Below are 20,365 nucleotides of genomic sequence, written 5' to 3' on the forward strand. Positions count from 1 at the left end.
ATCATGTCCCGAGCGAGCGCGTGCGCGCACCTGCGTCTCGGGGTACCCGGGAGGAGTCGCGGACGATGAGCTCCGGGTCGACGACGACGTGGTGCAGGGGGCGCTTGCGGCCCTCGTACATCCGCGCGGTGAGCAGCTCGACGGCCACCCGGCCGATGTGGCTCTTGGGCGGGCGGACGGCGGTCAGGGCCGGCTCGGCCATGGCCGCGACCTCGTCGTCGTAGGCGACGACGGCCAGGTCGTGGGGGACCCGGATGCCGCGGTCCGCGCACAGCTGGAGCAGCGCGATGGCCTCCGGGTCGGAGTGGACGATCACCGCGGTGGTCCCGGTGCGCTCGATGTCGGCCATCCGGGCGCTGACGACCTGCGCCCAGCCGGGGTCCTGGAACCCCGCCGAGATGCCCGTGAGCTCGTCTCCGGACGGCACGCCGAGCTCCTGGCAGGTGAGCCGCCAGCCGCGCTTGATCTGGTCGGCGTGCGGGCTGCCCGCCGGCAGGAGGAGACCGATCCTGCGGTGGCCCTGGGCGTGCAGGTGACGCACGGCCAGACCGGCTCCGTAGGCGTGGTCGGTGGCCACCCACTGCAGGTTCTGGGTGTGCACCCCGACCGGGGGGCGCCGCTCGACGAGGACGACGGGGACCTTGAGGGTGTCGAGCCACCGGATGAGGTCGGGGCCTCCGGCGTCGGTGGTGTTCGGGGCCAGCAGCAGGCCGTGGATGCCCGGGGTCGCCAGGAGCTTGAGGATGTTCGTGCGGTCGTCGCGGGAGTCGTAGGAGGACCCGCGCAGCACGATGCGCTCCCGGCCTGCCGCCGCGGCGGCCCGGGCGCCGTTGATCACGTGCGGCCAGTAGAAGCTGAGCGAGGGGACGACCATGCCGATCGTGAAGCGGGCGGGGGAGGAGGTGCTCGCTCGGGCCCCGGGCAGCACGTTCGCCTCGAGCGGGCTGGTGAGCGTCGCCCCGCCGTGCACCCGGGTGACCAGGCCCTGGCCGGCCAGGGCCAGGAGGTCGCGGCGCACGGTGATCTCGGAGACGTCGAAGTCCCGGGCGAGCTCGCTCACCCGCACCGAGCCGCGCGCGCGCAGCTCGTCCATGACCTTCTCGCGGCGCTGGAGGGAGAACAGATGGGTGTCGTCGCTCATGAGGGGTCCTGTGCTGGGTGGCCCTGTGCCGAGTGGTGCTGTGCCGAGTGGTGCTGTGCGTGCGCGGCCACGATCGAGACGACCAGCGTGCCCGACGACGCGGGCCCGGCTTCCGTAGATCCGGTCGCCACAGCCCCGGTCGCCGTGAGCTCGAGGCGGGTGAGGTGGTCGCCCCAGACCGCGGTGAGCAGCGGGTCGTCGAGCGGGCGGGCGGTCGTGGTGGCCGCAGCCCGGGCAGGGTCCCAGGTGACGAGGACGCCACGGACGGCGCCCGGCGGGGTGACCCGCAGGCGGCCGGGCCCCTCCTCGACCAGCGCGCCGTGCAGCAGCAGGTGGGTGGCCTGCGCGGTCGGTGCCGGCACCGCGTGTGCTCCGCCGGCCGGGACGGGCGGGTCGGTGGCCACGCCCCAGGTGTCGGCGACCTGCACCCGGGCGACGTGATCGGGGCCGGTGCCCGTCGTCGGCTCCGCTCGGTCGAGGGTGACGGTGCGCACCCAGCTCGTGAGATCGGGGAGCTGGTACGCCCCGGCCAGGTCCAGGGACAGCTCGGCGCGCCCGGGTGTGAGCGAGACGGTGACGCGGCGGGCCGCGAAGGACGCCCCGACGCCCTGCTCGGTCGGCGCGGGCTGCCCCGCAGGGTCGCCTGGTCCACCCGCCACCGGGGCCGGGACGTTGTGCCAGGCGCTCTGCATCGTCCAGATCTGGTACCGGTCGGGGCCGAAGGTCTGGGCCGTGTAGGTCGGCTGGCCGGCGTCGACCACGACCGGGACGCCGTCGATCGCGACGGTGAAGGAGCCGACGTCCTTGTGGTTGTGGTTCTCTCCGTTGTGCCCACCCTTGGCCGCCAGGGTCAGCCCGGTGGCCGAGCCGGCCTGCTCGCGGGCGAGGAGCAGCTCGACCGAGGGGAGCCACACGTCGGCGACGAGCGGTGCGGGGGCCGGGGACGCCGTCGTCCAGCCGGGATCGCTCAGGCCGCGCAGCGCGCGGCCCAGGCCGGCCGACTCATGCACGAGCGGGAGCTCAGGTCTGCGGTGGGAGGCGGCATGGGCGCGGACGTCGTCGTCGCCGAGGAGCACTCCCCAGCGGTGCAGGACGTGCCACGGCTGGTCGCTCGTGGGGCGGGCGGGACCGTCGGCGACGTTGACGTACCAGGGGCCGTCGATCTGCATCCGGTGCGGGAAGCGCACCGTCTCGGCGACCGCAGGGATCGTCGTCCAGTCGACCAGGCCGCCGCTCGCCCGGGTGAGCAGCTCGAGGGCCTCGAGCAGCCGCCCGGCGCCGTTCCACCAGTAGCTGTAGCCCTCGTCGATCGCGCCGTCGGCGGGCAGCGCGGCCGCGAACCGGTCGAGCCCGGTCACCACGAGGGTGACGAGCTCGGCCCGGTCGTCGAGGTCGTCGACGAGGGCGAGGGCGCCGGCGAGGATGTTCCCGTGGATCCACGGGTTCCAGTTGTGCACCGGTCCGGTCAGACCGAGCCAGTGCCAGTCACGGCGCTCGCGGAACGGGGTGAACACGCGTGCCTGCGCCTCGTGACGGATCCGGGCACGCACCCCCGGTGCCCGCGCGTCGAGGGCGGGTCCCAGCAGCGCGTCGATCCAGGCGAGCTGCGCGACGACCTCCCCGGCGCCCAGGTCGAGGTAGGGGTGGGATGGGGAGGGGACGACGTGCCCGCGGACGCTGAAGGTGTCGTCGTGGGCGGCCCACGACCAGCTGCTCTGCTCGCAGAGCAGCACGACGGCGTCGACCACGGCGTCGAGCCACTCCTCGTCGTCGGTCCAGGCGGCCATGAGCGCCGCGCGGCTGAGCCGGTGCTGGCGCTCGCGGACCTGGTCCTCGTAGTCGGTGCGGTTGCCGTCGCGGAAGAAGCGCGCGTAGGCGGAGGTGAGCGGCTGTGGCCACGGCGCACCGAGCTCACCGGCCGCGCGGGCGGTGACGGCCTCGCGGGTGAGGGGGTGCGCGGTGTCCCAGAAGGCGCGGTCGGTGACCGGGGGCACCGGAAGGGTTCCGGCGGCGGCCAGCAGCGTGGGGAGCGACGACGGGTCGACGTGGTCGGTCCAGAGGGTGAGCAGGGAGGTCATGGCGGTCTCCGTCGACGAGCGGGGTGTGCTGGACGAGCGGGCGGTGCAGGACGAGCGGGCCAGCGGGAGAGTCCTCAGATGTTTGATCGTGATCGAGTGTGTTCGATCATGAGGGACTTGATTGATCTTCATCGTAGAGGCCCGTTGACTGGTCCCGCGACGCTCACCGCCGAGGTCGCCACAGTCGTGCTCGATGAAGAGAACTCAGGACCCGATGCCCAGTGTGCACACCCCCCAGGCGATGGTCGTCATGTCTCGGGACGTCTTCGAACTGCAGTTCGACGAGGTCCGGACCCGGCGTCTGGAACGGCTCGTCACCCTCGGTGACCCCGCATGGACCGACGCCGTGGACTCCCCGGCCGCGCGTGAGCGCGCCGCCCAGGTCGAGGTCCTCATCACCTCGTGGGGCGCGCCGATGCTCACCGCCGCACGCCTCGCCCACTTCCCGCGGCTGCGGGCGGTCTTCCACTGTGCGGGCAGCGTGCGCAGCCTCGTCTCGGAGGAGTTGTGGGACCGGGGCGTCGTCGTGACGAACGCCGCCGACGAGAATGCGATCCCGGTGGCCGAGTTCACGCTGGCCGCGATCATCCTCGCGGGGAAGAAGGCACCGTTCCTCAGTGCCAGTGCCAGTGCCAGTGCCAGTGCCAGTGCTAGTGCCGGCCAACCTGCCGCCGGCTTCGGGCCGTTGAGCAACTTCGGGCTGACGGTCGGCATCGTCGGCTTCTCCCGGATCGGCCGCCGGGTGGTCCACCACGTCCAGGGTCTTGAGGAGTCGACCTGTCTCGTCGTCGACCCGTTCGCCGACCCGGCCGAGGTCGCCGCGGCCGGGGCGCACCTGGTGACGCTCGAGGAGATGCTGCCGCGGGTGGACGTGCTCTCCCTGCACGCACCTGCGCTGTCCTCGACCGAGCGCATGATCGCCGGCCCCGAGCTCGCCCTGCTCCGCGACCACACGACCGTCATCAACACCGCGCGGGGCGCCCTGATCGACACCGCCGCGCTCGAGCGGGAGTGCGCCTCGGGTCGGCTCAACGCGATCCTCGACGTGACCGACCCCGAGCCGCTCGCCCCCGACTCGGTGCTCTACACCCTGCCCAACGTCATGGTCACCCCGCACATCGCCGGGTCATTGGGGACCGAGACCCAACGGATGACGAACGCCGCCCTCGACGAGCTCGAACGGTTCGTGGACGGCCGCCCGCTCACCCGCCAGATCACCCGCGACGTCCTGGAGGTCAGCGCATGAGCCCCGCACCGCTCTCCCCGCTCACCTTCCGGTCCGTCCCCCTCGACCGCGAGCTGTCCCCGTACACCGGGTGGACCCGCGAGCACTGGGCCGCGCTCGGTGACGACCTGCTCCGCGCCGTCCGGCCGTTCGCCTCACCCCGGCACGCCCTGCTCACCCTGCCGGGCCGGACCGGGGGATACGGGACCGCCGTCGACGGGCTCGAAGGCTTCTCGCGCACCTTCATGCTGGCCGGCTTCCGTCTCGCAGGCGAGGGCGGGGCCGACCCGCTCGGCCTCGCCGAGCGCTACGCCGAAGGGTTCGACGCCGGGACCGACCCGCGCTCGCCCGAGCGCTGGATGCGCCCCGACGAGCACGGCCAGGCCAAGGTCGAGGCCGCCGCCCTCGCGCTGACCCTCGACATGACCCGGCCGTGGATCTGGGACCGCATGTCGAGCGCCACCCAGGAGCGCATCGTCACCTACCTGGCGACCGTGATCGGCGGGGACTACCCGCAGACGAACTGGGTGTGGTTCCGGATCGTGGTGGAGACGTTCCTGCGCAAGGTCGGCGGTCCGTTCTCCCTCGAGGACCTCGAGTCCGACCTGGACGTCCACGACACCTTCGTCCGCGAGGGTGGCTGGTACTGCGACGGCGCTGAGCGCAACTACGACCACTACGCCGGGTGGGCGCTGCACCTGTACCCGGTCCTGTGGGCGTCGATGATCGGCGACGACCCGCTCGCCACCGAACGGGTGCCGCGCTACCAGGCACATCTCGAGGAGTACCTGGGCCAGGCCGCCCAGCTCGTGGGGGCCGACAGCGCGCCGCTGTTCCAGGGACGCAGCCTCGTCTACCGCTTCGCCGCAGCCGCGCCGTTCTGGGCGGGTGCGCTGTCCGGGACGGATGCGCTGAGCCCGGGGGAGATCCGCCGGGCGGCCTCCGGGATCGTCAAGCACTTCGCCGACCACGGTGCACCGAACGAGTCCGGGCTGCTCACCCTGGGCTGGCACCACGAGTGGGACCGCCTCGCCCAGCGCTACTCCGGGACCGGTTCGCCCTACTGGGCGTCCAAGGGGCTGATCGGCCTGGCGCTGCCGGCCGACCACCCGGTGTGGACGGCGACCGAGGAGCCGCTGCCGGTCGAGCGGGGCGACGTGCTCGCCGTCGCGCCGGCCCCCGGGTGGCTCGTCACGGGGACCCGGGCCGACGGCATCGTCCGGGTGGTCAACCACGGGACCGACCACGCCCAGGCCGGCGACGAGGTCAGCGACTCCCCGATCTATGCGCGCCTGGGCTACTCCACCGCCACGGCCCCGGTCATGTCCGAGGCCGGATGGGTCGACCCGGTCGACCAGTCGGCGACGCTCACCGGCCCGGACGGGCGCCTCTCCCACCGTGCCGGCTTCGAGCTGCTCTCCACCGGTACCCTCGCCGGGGCCGACGGCGTCCCGTGCGCCGTGTACGGGTTCTCCCGGTCCCGGGCGCACTGGGTGGCGATGGCCGCCGACCTGCCCGACCACGGCTCGGGACGCACCGGCGAGGTGACCCGCGGGGCGCACCTGACCACCGGGTCGGTCGTCCGTGGCGCCTGGGAGGTGCGGTTCGTGCGAGTCGAGGCAGATGCCGACGGCGGCGGCGGCGATGTCCCGGTGGGTGTGCTGCGGGTGGCCGGGTGGCCGGTCGTGGTGGGGGCCGGGCTGGTCTCCGAGGTCCTCGACGTGAGCGGTCTGACCAGGGCGGGGACCCGCGTCGACCACGACGCGTCCCCGCTGGGGGAGCAGACTGCGACGCCGTGGTTGTCGACGCCGACGGCTGCGGAGCCGGGGCGGTGGTACATCGCGCTGGTGCGTCTGACCGGTGCGCCGGTGGAGGACCAGGAGCACAGTGTCGACCAGGAGCACGACGTCGACCAGGAGCACGGCGACGTGCCCCAGGTCCGGCTCGAGGGGAGGCGTGCGCACGTCGTGTGGGGTCCGGGCCTGGGCTGCGACGTCGACCTGCCGGAGGCGGTGTAGGTCAGGGCTTGTCGTCGGGGCTCGTCGGTCGGTGGAGTGGCGTATCGTTGTTCGAACAGACGTTCTATAGCGTCTGGTGAGCCACGGCTGACCGACCATGGCTGATCCGACACGGCTGGCCTGACAACGAGGGGTGGGTATGGGCGCAACCCGCGACGGAGACGAGCCAGTCCTCGGGATCCTCGACCGGGTCGCCCGGGCCAAGGAGGCGCTGCGCCGAGCCGAGGAGCGCACTGGCGCCCGTACCTTGCGCATCGTCGCTGGTGAGATCAGTGACATGCCTGCTTCCGGGCTGCCCGACGCCGACCGCCAGCGCGCACGGCTCGCGGGCCTCGAGCGGTCTACCGGCCCGGAACGATCCGTCAGCACCGACCGGTTCACCAGCCCCGACCGGTTCACCAGCCCCGACCGGTCCACCAACCCTGACCGGTCCACCAGCCCCGACCCGGTCAGCACCACCGCGCGGCTGATCAGCTCCGAGCGTCCGCCCCTGCCGATCCCGCCGCAGCTGCGCGAGGTCATCCCCGAAGGACTGCGCCGGGGGAGCGTCACGGTCGTCTCCGGCTCGACGTCGCTGCTCCTGTCGCTGATCGCCGAGGCCTCCCAGGCGGGCTCCTGGGGTGCCCTCGTGGGGGCGCCGAGCATCAACCTGCTGGCCGCCGCGCAGGCGGGGGTCGACCTCTCGCGGCTCGTCCTGGTCCCTGGCCCGGGCATCGAGTCGGCCACGACGGTGGCCGCGCTGCTGGACGGCATGGACATCGTGGTCGTCGGCCCCGAGGTCGTGCTCGTCGACTCCGACCGCCGCCGGCTGGCTGCCCGCGCCCGCGAGCGTGCGAGCGTCATCCTGGCCATGCGTCCGTGGCCGGGGGCGGGCATGACCCTGACCGCCGAGCGCAGCCAGTGGTCGGGCCTGGGCGTGGGGCACGGCCGGCTGCACAGCCGTCTCCTCACCATCACCCGGTCCGGCCGGTCCGGCGCCGGGATCCCGCTCAGCCGTGACCTCTGGCTGCCGCTGGCGACGAGCGGCGGCGAGGCGGCTGCGTTCGACCCGGCCACCGTGCCCCAGGTGACCTCCTTCGCCCAGGTCGGGTGAGGCCATGACCGACACCGCCGCAACCATGCTCGACCACCCAGGGACCGACCGCCCGGGCTCGATGGCGCACCGCACCGCCGTCGTCTGGGTCCCGGACTGGCCGGTCGTGGCCGCCATGCGCACGGGGGAGATCCCCGCGGACCTGCCCGCCGCGGTGCACGACGGCCGACGGGTCCTGGTCAGCTCGGCCGGTGCCCGCGCCGCCGGGGTCCGGCGCGGCATGCGGCTGCGCGCGGCCCAGGAGTGCTGCCCCGGGCTCGAGCTGCTGCCTGCGGACGAGGGACGCGACAGCCGCGAGTTCGAGCCGGTGGCCGTGGCCGCCGAGACGCTCGTGGCGGGCCTGGAGGTGGCCCGCCCGGGCCTCATGGTGCTCCCCGCGCTCGGGGCGAGCCGCTACCACGGCTCGGAGGAGGTCCTCGCCCAACGGATCGTGGAGACGATCGCCGAGCGAACCGGATACGAGAGCCAGGTCGGTGCGGCCGACGGCATCCTCGCGGCGCTGCTGGCCGCCCGGACGTCGTTGCTCCTGCCGCCCGGCGCGACCACGAGCTACCTCGCCCATCACCCCCTGGACGCGCTGCTGCACGCCGCGATGACCCCGGGGGCGGTGAGCGAGCTGCGCGACCTCATCAACCTGTGGACCCGGCTGGGGCTGAAGACCCTGGGCGACCTGGCCGCGCTCGCGGAGGCCGACGTCCACACGCGGTTCGGCGAACGGGGCCGGTGGGCCCACCGCCTGGCTCGGGGGAGCGACCTGCGCCCGCCCGCCCGCCGGCGCATCGAGCCCGACATCGCGGTCGAGTCCGTCCTGGACCCGCCCGCCGACCGCGTCGACATCGCCGCCTTCGCCGCCCGTGGGCTGGCCGAGGAGCTCCACGCCCTCATCCTTGCCCGGTCGGTGAGCTGCGCCCGGCTGCGCATCACCGCGCGCACCGAGTCCGGGACGGACCTGGTCCGGACCTGGCGCACCGACGACGGCGCCCTCGGCGGGCTCTCTGCCGCGCGCATCACCGACCGGGTCCGTTGGCAGCTCGAGGGTTGGCTCTCCGGTGCCCGGGCCGAGGCCGGCGACCGGGACCTGGAGCCCTCCGCGCTGGTCAGGCTGGGGATCACCGCTGAGGGGGTGAGCCCCGCCGGGACGCAGCAGGGACGGTTGTGGGGAGCGGCCAGCGGGGACGAGGTGCGTGCCCGCCGGGTCACCGAACGGGTGCAGGGCCTCCTCGGTGGGGGCGGGGTGCTCAGCGCGACGGTGCAGGGCGGGCGGGGTCTGCGCGACCAGGTGCACCTCGTCGCCTGGGGGGACGACGACGCCCCGCCGCGGGCCGCCGCCCAGCCCTGGCCGGGGCACCTCCCTGCCCCCGCACCCGCCACGATCCTCGTGACGCCGGCCGACGTCGAGGTCCTCGACGCCCAGGGCCACCCCGTCGTGGTGAACCTGCGGCTGGCGATGAGCGGGGACCCCGCGGCCGTGGTCACCGCGGAGGGGACCCGGCCGATCACCGGCTGGGCCGGCCCCTGGCCGGTCGCCGAACGCTGGTGGACCACCGAACCCGAGCGCCGGGTCTATCTGCAGGCCGTGCTCGACGACGAGAGCGCGGTGCTGCTGGCCTGCACCGCGGGACGGTGGACCTGGGAGGCGCTCTATGACTGAGGCGCCCGCCTACGCCGAGCTGCACGCGCACTCGGCCTTCAGCTTCCTCGACGGCGCGAGCCAGCCCGAGGAGATGGTCGCCGAGGCGGTCCGGCTCGGCCTGTCCGCGCTGGCGATCACCGACCACGACGGGCTCTACGGCGTCGTGCGCTTCGCCGAGGCAGCCCGCGACGCCGGGCTGGCCACGATCTTCGGTGCCGAGCTGCACCTGCCCACCCCCGACGGGGTGCTCGACCCACCGACCGGGACCCCCGACCCGCAGTCCTCCCACCTGGTGGTCCTCGCCCGCGGACCGCAGGGGTACCGCAACCTGTCCGCCGCGATCGCCGACGCCCACCTGGAGACCGGGCATAAGGGCGCGGCGAGCTACACTCTCGACCGGCTCGGGGAGCAGTCCGAGGGGCAGTGGCTGGTCCTCACCGGGTGCCGCAAGGGAGCCGTCCGTCGTGCGCTGGGGGGTGGGCCGGAGTGGGACCCGGCCGGGGCGCGGCGCGAGCTCGACCGGCTCGTGGCGGCCTTCGGGCACGGCAACGTCGCGGTCGAGATCACCGACACCGGTGATCCCTACGACTCCGAGCGCAACGACCACCTCGCCGACCTGGCCCGCGCCGCGCGTCTCCCGCTCGTGGCGACCACCGCGGCCCACTACGCCCGGCCCCAGGACGGCGACCTGGCGGCTGCGCTCGCGGCGATTCGGGCCCGGTCGTCCCTCGACGAGATCGCCGGGTGGCTGCCCGCTGCGCCCACGGCCCACCTGCGCTCGGGGGCGGAGATGGCCGCGCGTCACTCCCGCCACCGCGAGGCGGTCGCCACCGCGGCCGCGCTCGGGGCGGAGTGCGCCTTCGACCTAGCGCTCGTGGCCCCCAACCTGCCGCCCTACCGGGTCCCGGCCGGGCACACCGAGGCGACGTGGCTGCGCGAGCTGGTCCGTGAGGGCGCCTGCCGGCGGTACGGTCCCCGCGAGCAGGAGACCGAGGCGGGCGCCTACGCGCAGATCGACCGGGAGCTGCGGATCATCGAGGACCTCAACTTCCCCGGGTACTTCCTCATCGTCTACGACCTCGTGGAGTTCTGCCGGGTCAACGGCATCCTGGCGCAGGGCCGCGGGTCCGCGGCGAACTCCGCCGTCTGCTACGCGCTGGGGATCACCGCCGTGGACGCCGTCAAGCACGGTCTGCTCTTCGAACGCTTCCTCGCCCCCGAGCGGGACGGGCCCCCGGACATCGACGTCGACATCGAGTCCGGGCGCCGCGAAGAGGTCATCCAGCACGTCTACGAGACCTTCGGTCGCCGCCACGCGGCCCAGGTCGCCAACGTCATCTCCTACCGGCCGCGCTCCGCGATCCGCGACGCGGCGCGGGCGCTCGGCTACGACGTCGGGCAGCAGGACGCCTGGAGCAAGCACATCGAGCGGTGGGGCTCGCTGCGCCCCCAGCCGGTCACCGACCCGCTGGCGAGAACCTCCGCCGACGACCGCGCCGACCGCGACGATCGCGCGACCACGGCGACCGCGGCGACCACGGCGACCACGGCGCGCACCGCGCGCCAGGGCCGGGCCACGGCACGGGAGGGCATGTGGCACAAGGGCCCCGTCGTCGAGCAGGACGACACGCAGGACATCCCCGCGCCCGTGGTCGACCTGGCCGAGCGGCTGCTGCGGCTGCCGCGGCACCTGGGCATCCACTCCGGCGGCATGGTCCTGTGCGACCGCCCCGTGGTGGAGGTGTGCCCGGTGGAATGGGCGCGGATGCCCGGTCGCACGGTCCTGCAGTGGGACAAGGAGGACTGCGCCGACGCCGGGCTGGTGAAGTTCGACCTGCTCGGGCTGGGCATGCTCACGGCGCTGCGGATCGCCTTCGGCCAGGTCCGTGAGCACGAGGGGGTCGAGCTCACCCTGCACGGGCTGCCGCAGGAGGACCCGGCGGTGTATGACCTGCTGTGCGCGGCGGACACCATCGGGGTGTTCCAGGTGGAGTCGCGCGCGCAGATCTCCACCCTGCCCCGGCTGCAGCCCCGGGAGTTCTACGACATCGTCATCGAGGTCGCGCTCATCCGCCCGGGGCCGATCCAGGGCAACTCTGTGCACCCCTACATCGAGCGCAAGCGCAAGCGGGAGAAGGTCACCTACCTCCACCCGTCGTTGGAGAAGTCGCTGGCCAAGACCCTGGGCGTGCCGCTCTTCCAGGAGCAGCTCATGCAGATGGCGATCGACGTCGCCGACTTCACCCCGGCCGAGGCCGACCAGCTCCGCCGGGCGATGGGGTCCAAGCGGTCCGTCGAACGGATGGAGGCGATGCACCAGCGCCTGCTCGACGGCATGGCCGCGAAGGGGATCGACCGGGTCACGGGGGAGGAGATCTTCGACAAGCTCAAGGGCTTCGCCGACTTCGGCTTCCCGGAGTCCCACGCCTTCTCCTTCGCCTACCTCGTGTACGCGAGCGCCTGGCTCAAGGTCCACCACCCGGCGGCGTTCTACGCCGGGCTGCTCGCCGCGCAGCCGATGGGCTTCTACTCCCCGCAGTCCCTGGTCGCCGATGCCCGACGCCGCGGGGTCACCGTGCTGCGCCCGGACATCAACGCCTCGGGAGCCCAGGCGCTGGTGGAGCGGGTCCCGGACGGGGCCGGGGTGGGCGGAGGTGGGGTGGGTGGTCTCGGGGTGCGCCTGGGGCTGGCCTCGGTGCGCAGCGTGGCCGACGACGTCGCCAGCGCCCTCGTGGCCGAACGCGACGCGGGCGGGCCGTTCACCGACCTGCGGGACCTGGCGCGGCGGGGATCGTTGACCACGACGCACCTGGAGTCGTTGGCCACCGCGGGGGCGGTCGACTCACTCGGCGTCGCCCGGCGCGAGGCGCTGTGGGCGGCGGGTGCGCTCGCGCAGGAACGGCCCGACACGCTGCCGGGCGTCTCGGTGGGGGTCAGTGCTCCGATGCTGCCGGGGATGAGCGAGCTGGAGATCGAGGTCGCGGACGTCTGGTCGACGGGGATCACGGTCGGGTCCTACCCCACCGAGCACGTGCGTCCGGGGCTGCGCGCGGCCGGTGTGTTGACGGTCCAGGAGTGCTTCACCCACGAGGCGGAACGCAGGGTGTCGGTGGCCGGTGTGGTCACCCACCGGCAACGACCGGGCACTGCTCGAGGTGTGACGTTCATCTCACTCGAGGACGAGACCGGGCAGCTCAACGTCGTCTGCTCGCCGGGCCTGTGGCAGCGTTTCCGGCGGGTCGCCCGCACGTCTGCAGCACTCGTGGTGCGCGGGAGGATCGAACGCGCCGATAACGCCACGAATCTCGTCGCCGAGCACATGTCGGCACTGTCGCTGCAGGTCGCGACATCTTCACGAGATTTCCGCTGACGGACGTGTTTTCATCCCGGTCAAACGACCTGGGTGTGGCTAGGCTGAACTGATGCCGTCACCTGGTCCCCTTGTCGCGTACCCGTTCACCCCTCGTGGGGAGGACGGGCGTCTGCTGACCCGCCCGTTCGAACAGGTCGTCGACTCTGCGATCGTGGCTGGCGTGAGTGCGATCGGTGTGCTGGGCAGCACGGGCGGCTTCGCCTACATGCCTCGCTCGGCGCGCAAGCGCATCGCCCGCAGCGCGGTCGAGGTCGCTGCCGGTCGGGTGCCGGTCCTCGTCGGGGTGGGGGCGCTGAGCACCGCAGAGGTGATCGCCAACCTGGCTGAGGCAGCCAGCGTCGGGGCGTCCGGGGCGCTCCTGCAGCCCATGGCCTACCAGCCGCTGCAGTTCGACGAGATCTATGGCCTCTACAAGGACGCGTCCTCCGCGGCCACCATCCCGATCTGGGTCTACAACAACCCCGCCACCACCGGTCACCGGTTCTCCGTCGCAGAGCTGGCGAAGCTCGGTCGGCTGTCCGGGGTCGCCGGCTTCAAGGACCGCGGCGCGAACGCTGCAGACATCAAGGACCGGATCGCGAAGATCACCGCCGTACTGCCGCAGCGCAGCGCGAAGCAGCTGGACTGGGGCTTCAGCGGAGACGGTCTGGGAGCGCAGATCCTCCTCTCCGGGGCTTCGAGTTGGCACTCGGCTCTCGCGGCCGTGCTGCCCGAGATCTGTGTCGCGATCACCACGGCCGCCGTGGCCGACCGTGCACCCGAGGCGAGGGCGTTGCAGCGCCAGCTCACGCCGTTGTCGATCATCCTGCGCCAGTACGGTGGCATGCGGACCGTGCACACGATCGCTGACCTGCTCGGTATCGAGGCCGGTGTGCTGCCCAAGCCGCTGCTGCCGCTGCCCCGCGACGCGCGTGCGCTGGTGAAGATGGCCCTGGCCGGGATCGACGTCCCGGTGCCCGCTCAGGCAGCGGTGGAGCGTTCCGAGGCAGTGGCTGCCTCCGCGTCGGTTGTTCCTGCGTCGGTTGTCCCTGCGTCCCCGCAAGCCAGGCGCGAGCGCGCCAAGGCGACCCCCGTGTCCGACGATGACGGTTCTGCCGACTCGGACCCTGCTCTGAGTGCAGAGGGCGAGCTGGCCCAGTCCGGGCGCCACTCCGGCTGACTCTCTTCGGGTGTCGCACCGGCTGACTCTCTTCGGGTGTCGCACCGGGCCACACCGGATCACACCGGGAGGTACCCGGGGTGACTGCATGGACTGACACCCGGACGGCACTGCTGCTGCGGCGCGGTCCCGTGCCGATGTTCTAGGGTCGGTACATGCGCAGCGTCGAATTGATCGAGTCCTGGCCCGTCACGAACGCCTCGGTGGCGGTGATCTCGGCTGCGGGGGAGACCCTGGCCACCCACGGAGACCAGGATCGGCTCTACCCTCTCGCCTCTGTCACCAAGCTGCTCACTGCCTACGCGGTGCTGGTGGCTGTCGAGGAGGGTGCGGTCGAGCTCGACGACGCGGCGGGTCCTGAGGGCGCGACGATCCGCCATCTCCTGGCGCACACCGCCGGCTACGACTTCGCCGACCGCACGATCCGCGCCACACCGGGGGACCGGAGGATCTACTCCAATGCGGGGTTCGAGGTCTTGGCCGAGGTGATCGCGGAGCGTTCCGGGATCGGCTTCGGTGCCTATGTCCGTGAGGCTGTGCTGGTGCCACTGGGCATGGAGTCGACGGACTTCGTGGGCTCCCCGGCTGCCGGGGCGGGCTCGACGGCCCGCGACCTGGGGTCGTTCGTCGCCGAGCTGCAGAACCCGAGGCTGCTGCACCGTGCGACGCTCACCGAGGCGACCACGGTCGCCTTCCCCGGGCGCAAGGGTGTGCTCCCCGGGTTCGGCCGACAGGACCCCAACGACTGGGGGCTGGGCTTCGAGATCCGCGACAGCAAGTCCCCGCACTGGACAGGGTCGCTGAGCTCGCCGCAGACCTACGGGCACTTCGGCCAGGCGGGCACGTTCGTGTGGGTGGATCCCCAGGCGCAGGTGGCCTGCGTTGTGCTCACCGACCGGGACTTCGGCCCGTGGGCCGCGGAGGTGTGGCCGGTGTTCACGGACGCGGTGCTGAGCGAGCTGGGTGAGTGACGCAGCACGACGACCACCGGACGCAAGCAGCCTAGCGTTCGGGCAACTCTGTGAGCCCCCGGTCCCAGGAATCAGCCGCGGCGACGAACAGCCAGTTGGCATCCCAGTCGAGTCCGCCCGACCAGTTGGCGTCCCAATCCAGTCCGCCCGACGGTGAGGTGGACTCCCGAGGTGACGTCCGGGCAGGTCGCTGGACGGTGTCTAGTGCTCCGAAAGGATGAGATCTAGAAGGGGGGGACGTCAGGGAAGCGGGTGGGTAGGTCTGGTGGTGGGTCGGTGCCGTGGTCGGTGCCCTGGTCGTGGTCGTCGTGTGGGTGGCGTCCATGGAGGGCGTCGGTGGTGGTGTAGGTGCGGCCGGAGGGCGCGGTCCAGTGCACGCTCGCGCCGAGGGGGCTGCTGGTTCCGAGGGAGCTGCTGGTTCGGATGGAGCTGTCTGTTCCGAGGGAGCTGGCAGTCCCGGGTGGGGTGGTGATGACTTCGGCTTGCCATCGGGTGCGGTGTCGCATGCGGTGGTGTGTGCGGCACAGGTGGATGAGGTTGGTCTGGTCGGTTGTCCCGCCGTGGGCCCAGTTGGTGACGTGGTCGATGTCGCAGCGGGTGGCTCTGCGTGCGCAGCCGGGGAAGCGGCAGTGTTCGTCTCTGAGGCGGAGCCAGGCTTTGAGGTCGCCCGGGATGGTGTAGCGGTCGCGGTCGAGGCCGAGGATGGCTCCGGTGTGGGGGTGGGTGAGGATCCGCAGGAAGGACGGGGCCCGCCCGCAGAGGTCTCGGGCGGTGTCGGGGTCGATGGGTCCGTAGCCTTCGAGCTCGGCGGGTGCGTCTGCGCCCAGGAGCGTCAGGACCGGGACGGTGACGGCGACGGTGGGACGGATGCCGCGCATCGTGGTGCGCAGGCGCCGGCGATCCTCCGCGGTGCCAGGACCGTCCCCGTCAGCCCCGTCAGTCCCGTGATCTGGTTCGCTGGTGCTGTCGTTGTGCCCGGTGCCCTCCGCGCCAGCCGGGTTGCTCAGGGCGTGGTGGAAGGCGTCGCGGGCGTCGTCGTCGAGCATGACGGCGGTCAGGGTGTCGGCGCGCAGCTGGGGCAGGGTGCGTCCGTCGTCGGGGTGCTGCAGGGATGCGGCGACGTCGGAGACCCTGTTGAAGATGGCGTGGGCTTGGGTGGCGGGCAAGAAGGCGTGCAGCCAGGCCATGCCGTCGATGTCGGGTTCGATCAGGACGGTGCGCCCGGTCGCGGCCCTCTCGTGGCGTACGACCAGGGGTACGGGGTCCAGGCGGTCGCGTTCACGGGCAGCGGCCCGTTTGAAGGTGGACACGGTGAGGTGCTTGGCGCGGGGGATGAGGGTCTTCTCCGCTCGCACCCGAGCGTGGGGGTCGAGGCCGCCGATGTGGTTGATCATCACCTGGGCGTGGCGGTAGGTGATCGACCCCTCAGCCAGTGCCGTGGCGGTGGCGGGGAGGTCGGTGGACAGGACGTGGGCGTCGTCGAGCAGGTGCGCGGCGGTGGAGTGGGGCAGGTGCAGGGCGCAGGCCAGCTCTGCGGTGACCGACCCCAGGTCGAGGTCTGGGTCGCCGGGGTCAAGGGGCAGCTCACCCGGGTCCAGGGAGGAGGTGCGCAGCTCCTCGATGAGCGCGGAGCGCATGGCCGTCATGGAGTTGATCATCTGATCGGCGGTGACGATGGCGGCGAGCAGCCCCGCCTTGACGGTTCCACCGGGCCCGTCGTCTTCGGAGATCAGGTTCTCAACCATGATTCGAACCTACATCTGGCCACTGACATTCCCGGGCGAGACCACCGATACCACCCGCTGAGGACGCAGGCGCCAACGGTGCAGCAGTGCGCGCACAACCCGCCGTCGCACACACCGACCCGCCCGCCGGACCCGCCCAGCGGGGCCCGCGATCGCCGTCGACCATCCCGTTCCTGCTCATGTCCCGACTCTACGGATGGCCACTGACATTCCAGGGCAGACCCGACCCCCGCCGCCGTGACCAGCAACAACGTGGAAGCGAGCTGAGGGACGACGCCACCGACCAGTGGATTCTCGTCGCCCCGCCGCGGTCCCATGAAGGCTCGAGCCGGCGGGTCGAAGCGCCGATGACCGACACATGGGAGCAAACCGGGACTGGATGAAGCCGACGTCCGAGTACGCAGAGGACTGGCGTGCGCCGAAGCGCCCGGCCGAGCCGAAGCGCCCGGCCGAGCCGAAGCGCCCGGCCGAGCCGAAGCGCCCGGCCGAGTCGAAGCGCCCGGCCGAGCCGAAGTCGTCGTCCCCACCACGGAGCTCTGCTGTATCGAAGAACCCCGACGCACCGATCATCGTGCGCGTGATCGCTCCCCGCCGGTTTCGCTGGGTGGCCCCTGGCGCTGTGGGGTTCGCGCTGGGGTTTGCCGTAGCGGTCGTGGCCGGGCTGACCTGAGCGGCTCGGGCCGCAACCTCACCGCAACCTCACCGCGCTGTCTCCGCCAGCAGGAACCCGGGCCTCGCGTCCTCACCTGGGAGTATGCGGCAGGTGGACGATCTCACCGGGAGGTGGTGAGCGTCCAGACCTGGCTGGTGAGCCCATGGGGAACGCGCACCCCACGGATTGACGGTATGATGAAGTTATCAAGTCATCAACAAGAGAGCCCACCATGACCACCCTGCGTGACGCAGCCACACCGTTCAGCGGTGACCTCAGTGCCTGATCTGACTGAGGAGAACCCCACGACCCCGACGGCACCCCTCGGCATCGACGACTTCTTCGACGCCCATCGCCCGCTCTACGAGGTCAAGGCCAACCTCTTCAAGGGGGTCTCCCACCCGGTCCGGGTGCGCGTCCTGGAGGTTCTCTCGGCGTCGCCCGACGACGTCTCCGTCGCGGACCTCATCGCCGACACCGGCCTCGAGGCGTCGCACCTCTCCCAGCACCTGTCCGTCCTGCGCCGGCACAACCTCGTGGTCGCCGAGCGGCGAGCGAGCCAGGTCTTCTACCGGCTCGCCTTCCCCGAGGTCGCCGACCTCCTGGCCGTCTCGCGAGCCCTGCTCGCGAAGGTCCTCGAGCGCACGTATGAGCAGCTGGCCTCGACAGTGGGCAGCAGGCCGGCCGACGCCGACGCCGCCTCCGACACGGCCGCCTCCGACACGGCCGACGCCGACGTCGCTCCCGGCAGGTCGCCGAGATGAGCGTCTCCCGGTACCTCGCCTCCCTCCTGCCCACCTGGAAGGACTACCGCGCGGTGCCCCGCACCTGGCGCGGGGACCTCATCGGCGGCATCACGGTCGGCATCGTCGCGCTCCCGCTCGCCCTCGCCTTCGGCGTGAGCTCCGGTGCCGGTGCCGCGAGCGGCCTCGTCACCGCGATCGTCGCCGGTCTTGTCGCCGGGGTCTTCGGCGGCTCCAACGTCCAGGTGTCCGGTCCCACCGGCGCGATGGTCGTCGTGCTCGGACCGATCGTCGCCTCCCACGGACCCGGTGCGATCGCCGTCGTGAGCCTCATGGCGGGCGCCATCGTCGCGGCGGCAGGCCTGCTGCGCCTGGGGCGCACCGTCTCCTACATCCCCTGGCCGGTGATCGAGGGGTTCACCCTCGGGATCGCCGTGATCATCTTCGTCCAGCAGGTGCCCTCCGCGGTCGGGGCGGCCGCAGGCCCGAGCACCAACGCGGTCGTCTCCGCGATCCAGGCCCTGGGCTCGGTGAGCGGCCCCTCAGCACTCTGGTCGGTCGCAGCGGTAGCGCTGGTCGCGGTGATCATGGTCGTCGCGCCGCGCGTGCACCCCCAGCTGCCCGGATCGATCGTCGGGATCGTCGTCGTCTCGGTCCTGGTGAGCGTCGCCGGCATCTCGCTGACCCGGATCGGCACGCTGCCCAGCTCGCTGCCCACCCCCGGGCTGCCGACGATGAGCACCGCGGACCTGAGCGCACTGCTCGGGCCGGCGTGCGCCGTCGCCATCCTCGCCTCGGTCGAGTCGCTGCTGTCCGCCCGGGTCGCCGCATCGATGGCAGACACCGGACGATACGACGCCGACCGGGAGCTCGTCGGGCAGGGGCTCGCCTCGATCGCCTCGGGCATGTTCGGTGGGATGCCGGCCACTGGCGCCATCGCCCGCACGGCCGTCAACGTCCGGTCGGGCGGGCGCACCCGCCTCGCGGCGATCATTCACGCGGTCGGCCTCCTCGCGGTCGTCTACCTGGCCGCCGGCGTCGTCTCGCAGATCCCTCTCGCAGCGCTCTCGGGCGTGCTCATGGTCACCGCCTGGCGGATGGTGTCGAGGACGACGGTCCGCAGCGTGCTCGGCTCGAGCCGCTCCGACGCGATCGTCTTCGTCATCACCGCCGTCGTGACGGTCTCCTTCGACCTCATCGTCGCCGTCGGCATCGGTATCGCCGTCGCCGCCTTCTTCGCGCTGCGGACCCTGGCGCTCTCCGGGACGGCTCACCGCGAGCCGATCCCCGGTGCCCAGCACCCCGAGGACGTCCGCATCGCCCTCGTCCGGCTCGACGGCGCCCTGTTCTTCGGTGCCGCGGACCGCATGCTCGACTCCATCAGCGGGATCGAGGACGTCTCGGTCGTCATCCTGCGGATGTCCCAGCTCCAGGTGCTCGACGCCACCGGGGCGCGCGGCGTCACCGAGATGATCCAGGCTCTCGAGCGACGCGGGGTGACGGTCCTGGTCAAGGGGATCCAGGCGCACCACCAGCACCTGGCCGACACGGTGGGTGTGATCGGGTCCCTGCGACACCGCAACCACCTGTTCACCGACCTCGACGCGGCCGTCGCCCACGCCCGACGTCACGCGGTCGACCCCGAGGGGCAGGCACGGGCGATGTCGCAGGCGTTGGCACTGCAGATGGCCCGCCCCGCGGACGACTGACGGCACCGGCGGCCCCGGCGGCCCCGGCGGCACCGGCCAGACTCTGGACGCGACCAGGATGAACCACTAGGGTCATCTCGATAGTCGATATGCTCGACCTGGTCGATCCGAGGAGATCAGCATGGCGTACGCACGTGGGGTCCCCGCCGTCTCCGATGTGCAGCCCCTGGCCACGCGCTGGATCCGGGTGCTGGCCGGGCTGGTTCTCCTCGTCGGAGTCGTGGCGGGCACAGCCGGAGTCGTCTACTCCGTCAACTCCCTCACCATCGTCCCCGCCACGGTGCACGTCCCGGTCACCTTCCTGCCCGACGACGGAACCTGGGACAGCGTCCAGCTCACCGTCGAGGGTGTCCAGATCGAGGACGGGTGGATCACCACGCTCCCGCCCGCAGGGTTCCGACCCGGCGGAATCGGCGGAACCGGTGGCCAGGTGACCGTCGCGGCCTGGGGGTCCACCTCCCTCGAGCAGTTCCTCAGCCGCGGGGACGTGCTCGTGAGTGGCCTCGCGCTGCTGGCCGGCGCGCTCCTGGCGCGCCCCGTGCTGCTCAGCGTCGCAGCCGGGAAGCCCTTCGCGACCGGCAACGCCCGCCGCCTCTCGCTGATCGCCGGCCTCATCGGCGTCGCCGGACCGCTCGCCCCGCTGCTGCCCCAGATCGCGGGCGTGATGGTCCTGGAGCGGCTCGGGCTCGCCGACGACGGGGTCTTCTCGACGTCACCGCGGCTCGCCCTCGAACCGCTGCTCGTCGCCGCGCTCGTCCTCGTCCTCGCGGCGGCCTTCCGTGCCGGGGAGCACCTGACCCGTGAGACCGACGGGCTGGTCTGAGC

14 protein-coding genes are annotated in these 20,365 nt (G+C 72.4%); 11 read left to right on the top strand and 3 right to left on the bottom strand.

Going from position 1 to position 20,365, the window contains the following annotated elements:
* Nucleotide 1: 1 nt before the first annotated feature.
* Nucleotides 2-1,141: a LacI family DNA-binding transcriptional regulator gene (locus tag ACWA15_RS08410; RefSeq protein WP_464059151.1), complete on the bottom strand. Its 1,140-nt coding sequence runs from the start codon at nucleotides 1,139-1,141 to the stop codon at nucleotides 2-4.
* Entirely contained in the window at nucleotides 1,138-3,219 is a 2,082-nt protein-coding gene (locus ACWA15_RS08415; RefSeq protein ID WP_464059152.1) for a heparinase II/III domain-containing protein, read from the bottom strand. The genes ACWA15_RS08410 and ACWA15_RS08415 overlap by 4 nt, the downstream gene beginning before the upstream one ends.
* A 193-nt stretch (nucleotides 3,220-3,412) precedes the next feature.
* Here ACWA15_RS08415 and ACWA15_RS08420 point away from each other — a divergent pair, with 193 nt between their 5' ends.
* The 7 genes from ACWA15_RS08420 to ACWA15_RS08450 all read left to right on the top strand — a co-directional run bounded on the left by ACWA15_RS08420 (nucleotide 3,413) and on the right by ACWA15_RS08450 (nucleotide 14,691).
* Nucleotides 3,413-4,465, top strand: a complete 1,053-nt coding sequence (locus ACWA15_RS08420) for a hydroxyacid dehydrogenase (RefSeq protein WP_464059153.1) — start codon at nucleotides 3,413-3,415, stop codon at nucleotides 4,463-4,465.
* On the top strand, nucleotides 4,462-6,462 hold the full coding sequence (locus tag ACWA15_RS08425; protein ID WP_464059154.1) for a DUF2264 domain-containing protein: 2,001 nt from the start codon (nucleotides 4,462-4,464) through the stop codon (nucleotides 6,460-6,462). Before ACWA15_RS08420 ends, ACWA15_RS08425 begins: the two co-directional genes overlap by 4 nt.
* Nucleotides 6,463-6,601: 139 nt before the next feature.
* On the top strand, nucleotides 6,602-7,555 hold the full coding sequence (locus tag ACWA15_RS08430) for a hypothetical protein (RefSeq protein ID WP_464059156.1): 954 nt from the start codon (nucleotides 6,602-6,604) through the stop codon (nucleotides 7,553-7,555).
* A 4-nt stretch (nucleotides 7,556-7,559) separates the two neighbouring features.
* Nucleotides 7,560-9,206, top strand: coding sequence for a DNA polymerase Y family protein (locus ACWA15_RS08435; RefSeq protein ID WP_464059157.1), 1,647 nt, complete (start codon nucleotides 7,560-7,562; stop codon nucleotides 9,204-9,206).
* On the top strand, nucleotides 9,199-12,558 hold the full coding sequence (locus tag ACWA15_RS08440) for an error-prone DNA polymerase (RefSeq protein WP_464059159.1): 3,360 nt from the start codon (nucleotides 9,199-9,201) through the stop codon (nucleotides 12,556-12,558). The genes ACWA15_RS08435 and ACWA15_RS08440 overlap by 8 nt, the downstream gene beginning before the upstream one ends.
* Before the next feature lie 52 nt (nucleotides 12,559-12,610).
* Nucleotides 12,611-13,720 carry a dihydrodipicolinate synthase family protein gene (locus ACWA15_RS08445; protein ID WP_464059161.1) on the top strand — a complete coding sequence of 370 codons (1,110 nt, stop codon included), beginning with the start codon at nucleotides 12,611-12,613 and terminating at the stop codon, nucleotides 13,718-13,720.
* 155 nt (nucleotides 13,721-13,875) lie between these two features.
* On the top strand, nucleotides 13,876-14,691 hold the full coding sequence (locus ACWA15_RS08450; RefSeq protein ID WP_464059162.1) for a serine hydrolase domain-containing protein: 816 nt from the start codon (nucleotides 13,876-13,878) through the stop codon (nucleotides 14,689-14,691).
* Between the two features lie 224 nt (nucleotides 14,692-14,915).
* Here ACWA15_RS08450 and ACWA15_RS08455 read toward each other — a convergent pair whose 3' ends face one another.
* The gene (locus ACWA15_RS08455; protein WP_464059163.1) at nucleotides 14,916-16,436 is read right to left on the bottom strand and encodes an HNH endonuclease signature motif containing protein; all 1,521 of its coding nucleotides are present in this window, start codon (nucleotides 16,434-16,436) and stop codon (nucleotides 14,916-14,918) included.
* Nucleotides 16,437-16,794: 358 nt separating this feature from the next.
* Here ACWA15_RS08455 and ACWA15_RS08460 point away from each other — a divergent pair, with 358 nt between their 5' ends.
* From ACWA15_RS08460 to ACWA15_RS08475, 4 genes are all read left to right on the top strand, one after another.
* On the top strand, nucleotides 16,795-17,106 hold the full coding sequence (locus tag ACWA15_RS08460) for a hypothetical protein (protein ID WP_464059165.1): 312 nt from the start codon (nucleotides 16,795-16,797) through the stop codon (nucleotides 17,104-17,106).
* 260 nt (nucleotides 17,107-17,366) lie between these two features.
* Complete coding sequence (locus ACWA15_RS08465; RefSeq protein WP_464059166.1) at nucleotides 17,367-17,852, top strand: ArsR/SmtB family transcription factor; 486 nt, start codon at nucleotides 17,367-17,369, stop codon at nucleotides 17,850-17,852.
* Nucleotides 17,849-19,540: a SulP family inorganic anion transporter gene (locus tag ACWA15_RS08470; RefSeq protein ID WP_464059167.1), complete on the top strand. Its 1,692-nt coding sequence runs from the start codon at nucleotides 17,849-17,851 to the stop codon at nucleotides 19,538-19,540. The genes ACWA15_RS08465 and ACWA15_RS08470 overlap by 4 nt, the downstream gene beginning before the upstream one ends.
* A gap of 121 nt (nucleotides 19,541-19,661) precedes the next feature.
* On the top strand, nucleotides 19,662-20,363 hold the full coding sequence (locus ACWA15_RS08475) for a hypothetical protein (RefSeq protein ID WP_464059168.1): 702 nt from the start codon (nucleotides 19,662-19,664) through the stop codon (nucleotides 20,361-20,363).
* The last annotated feature ends 2 nt before the right edge of the window (nucleotides 20,364-20,365 follow it).

It is taken from the genome of Sanguibacter sp. TS_SC_8, assembly GCF_055361235.1.

Excerpts from the sequence above, each read along its gene's own strand:
- ACWA15_RS08410 (WP_464059151.1), bottom strand. The coding sequence starts at position 1,141 with ATGAGCGACGACACCCATCTGTTCTCCCTCCAGCGCCGCGAGAAGGTC.
- ACWA15_RS08415 (WP_464059152.1), bottom strand. The coding sequence starts at position 3,219 with ATGACCTCCCTGCTCACCCTCTGGACCGACCACGTCGACCCGTCGTCG.
- ACWA15_RS08420 (WP_464059153.1), top strand. The coding sequence starts at position 3,413 with ATGAAGAGAACTCAGGACCCGATGCCCAGTGTGCACACCCCCCAGGCG.
- ACWA15_RS08425 (WP_464059154.1), top strand. The coding sequence starts at position 4,462 with ATGAGCCCCGCACCGCTCTCCCCGCTCACCTTCCGGTCCGTCCCCCTC.
- ACWA15_RS08430 (WP_464059156.1), top strand. The coding sequence starts at position 6,602 with ATGGGCGCAACCCGCGACGGAGACGAGCCAGTCCTCGGGATCCTCGAC.
- ACWA15_RS08435 (WP_464059157.1), top strand. The coding sequence starts at position 7,560 with ATGACCGACACCGCCGCAACCATGCTCGACCACCCAGGGACCGACCGC.
- ACWA15_RS08440 (WP_464059159.1), top strand. The coding sequence starts at position 9,199 with ATGACTGAGGCGCCCGCCTACGCCGAGCTGCACGCGCACTCGGCCTTC.
- ACWA15_RS08445 (WP_464059161.1), top strand. The coding sequence starts at position 12,611 with ATGCCGTCACCTGGTCCCCTTGTCGCGTACCCGTTCACCCCTCGTGGG.
- ACWA15_RS08450 (WP_464059162.1), top strand. The coding sequence starts at position 13,876 with ATGCGCAGCGTCGAATTGATCGAGTCCTGGCCCGTCACGAACGCCTCG.
- ACWA15_RS08455 (WP_464059163.1), bottom strand. The coding sequence starts at position 16,436 with ATGGTTGAGAACCTGATCTCCGAAGACGACGGGCCCGGTGGAACCGTC.
- ACWA15_RS08460 (WP_464059165.1), top strand. The coding sequence starts at position 16,795 with ATGGGAGCAAACCGGGACTGGATGAAGCCGACGTCCGAGTACGCAGAG.
- ACWA15_RS08470 (WP_464059167.1), top strand. The coding sequence starts at position 17,849 with ATGAGCGTCTCCCGGTACCTCGCCTCCCTCCTGCCCACCTGGAAGGAC.
- ACWA15_RS08475 (WP_464059168.1), top strand. The coding sequence starts at position 19,662 with ATGGCGTACGCACGTGGGGTCCCCGCCGTCTCCGATGTGCAGCCCCTG.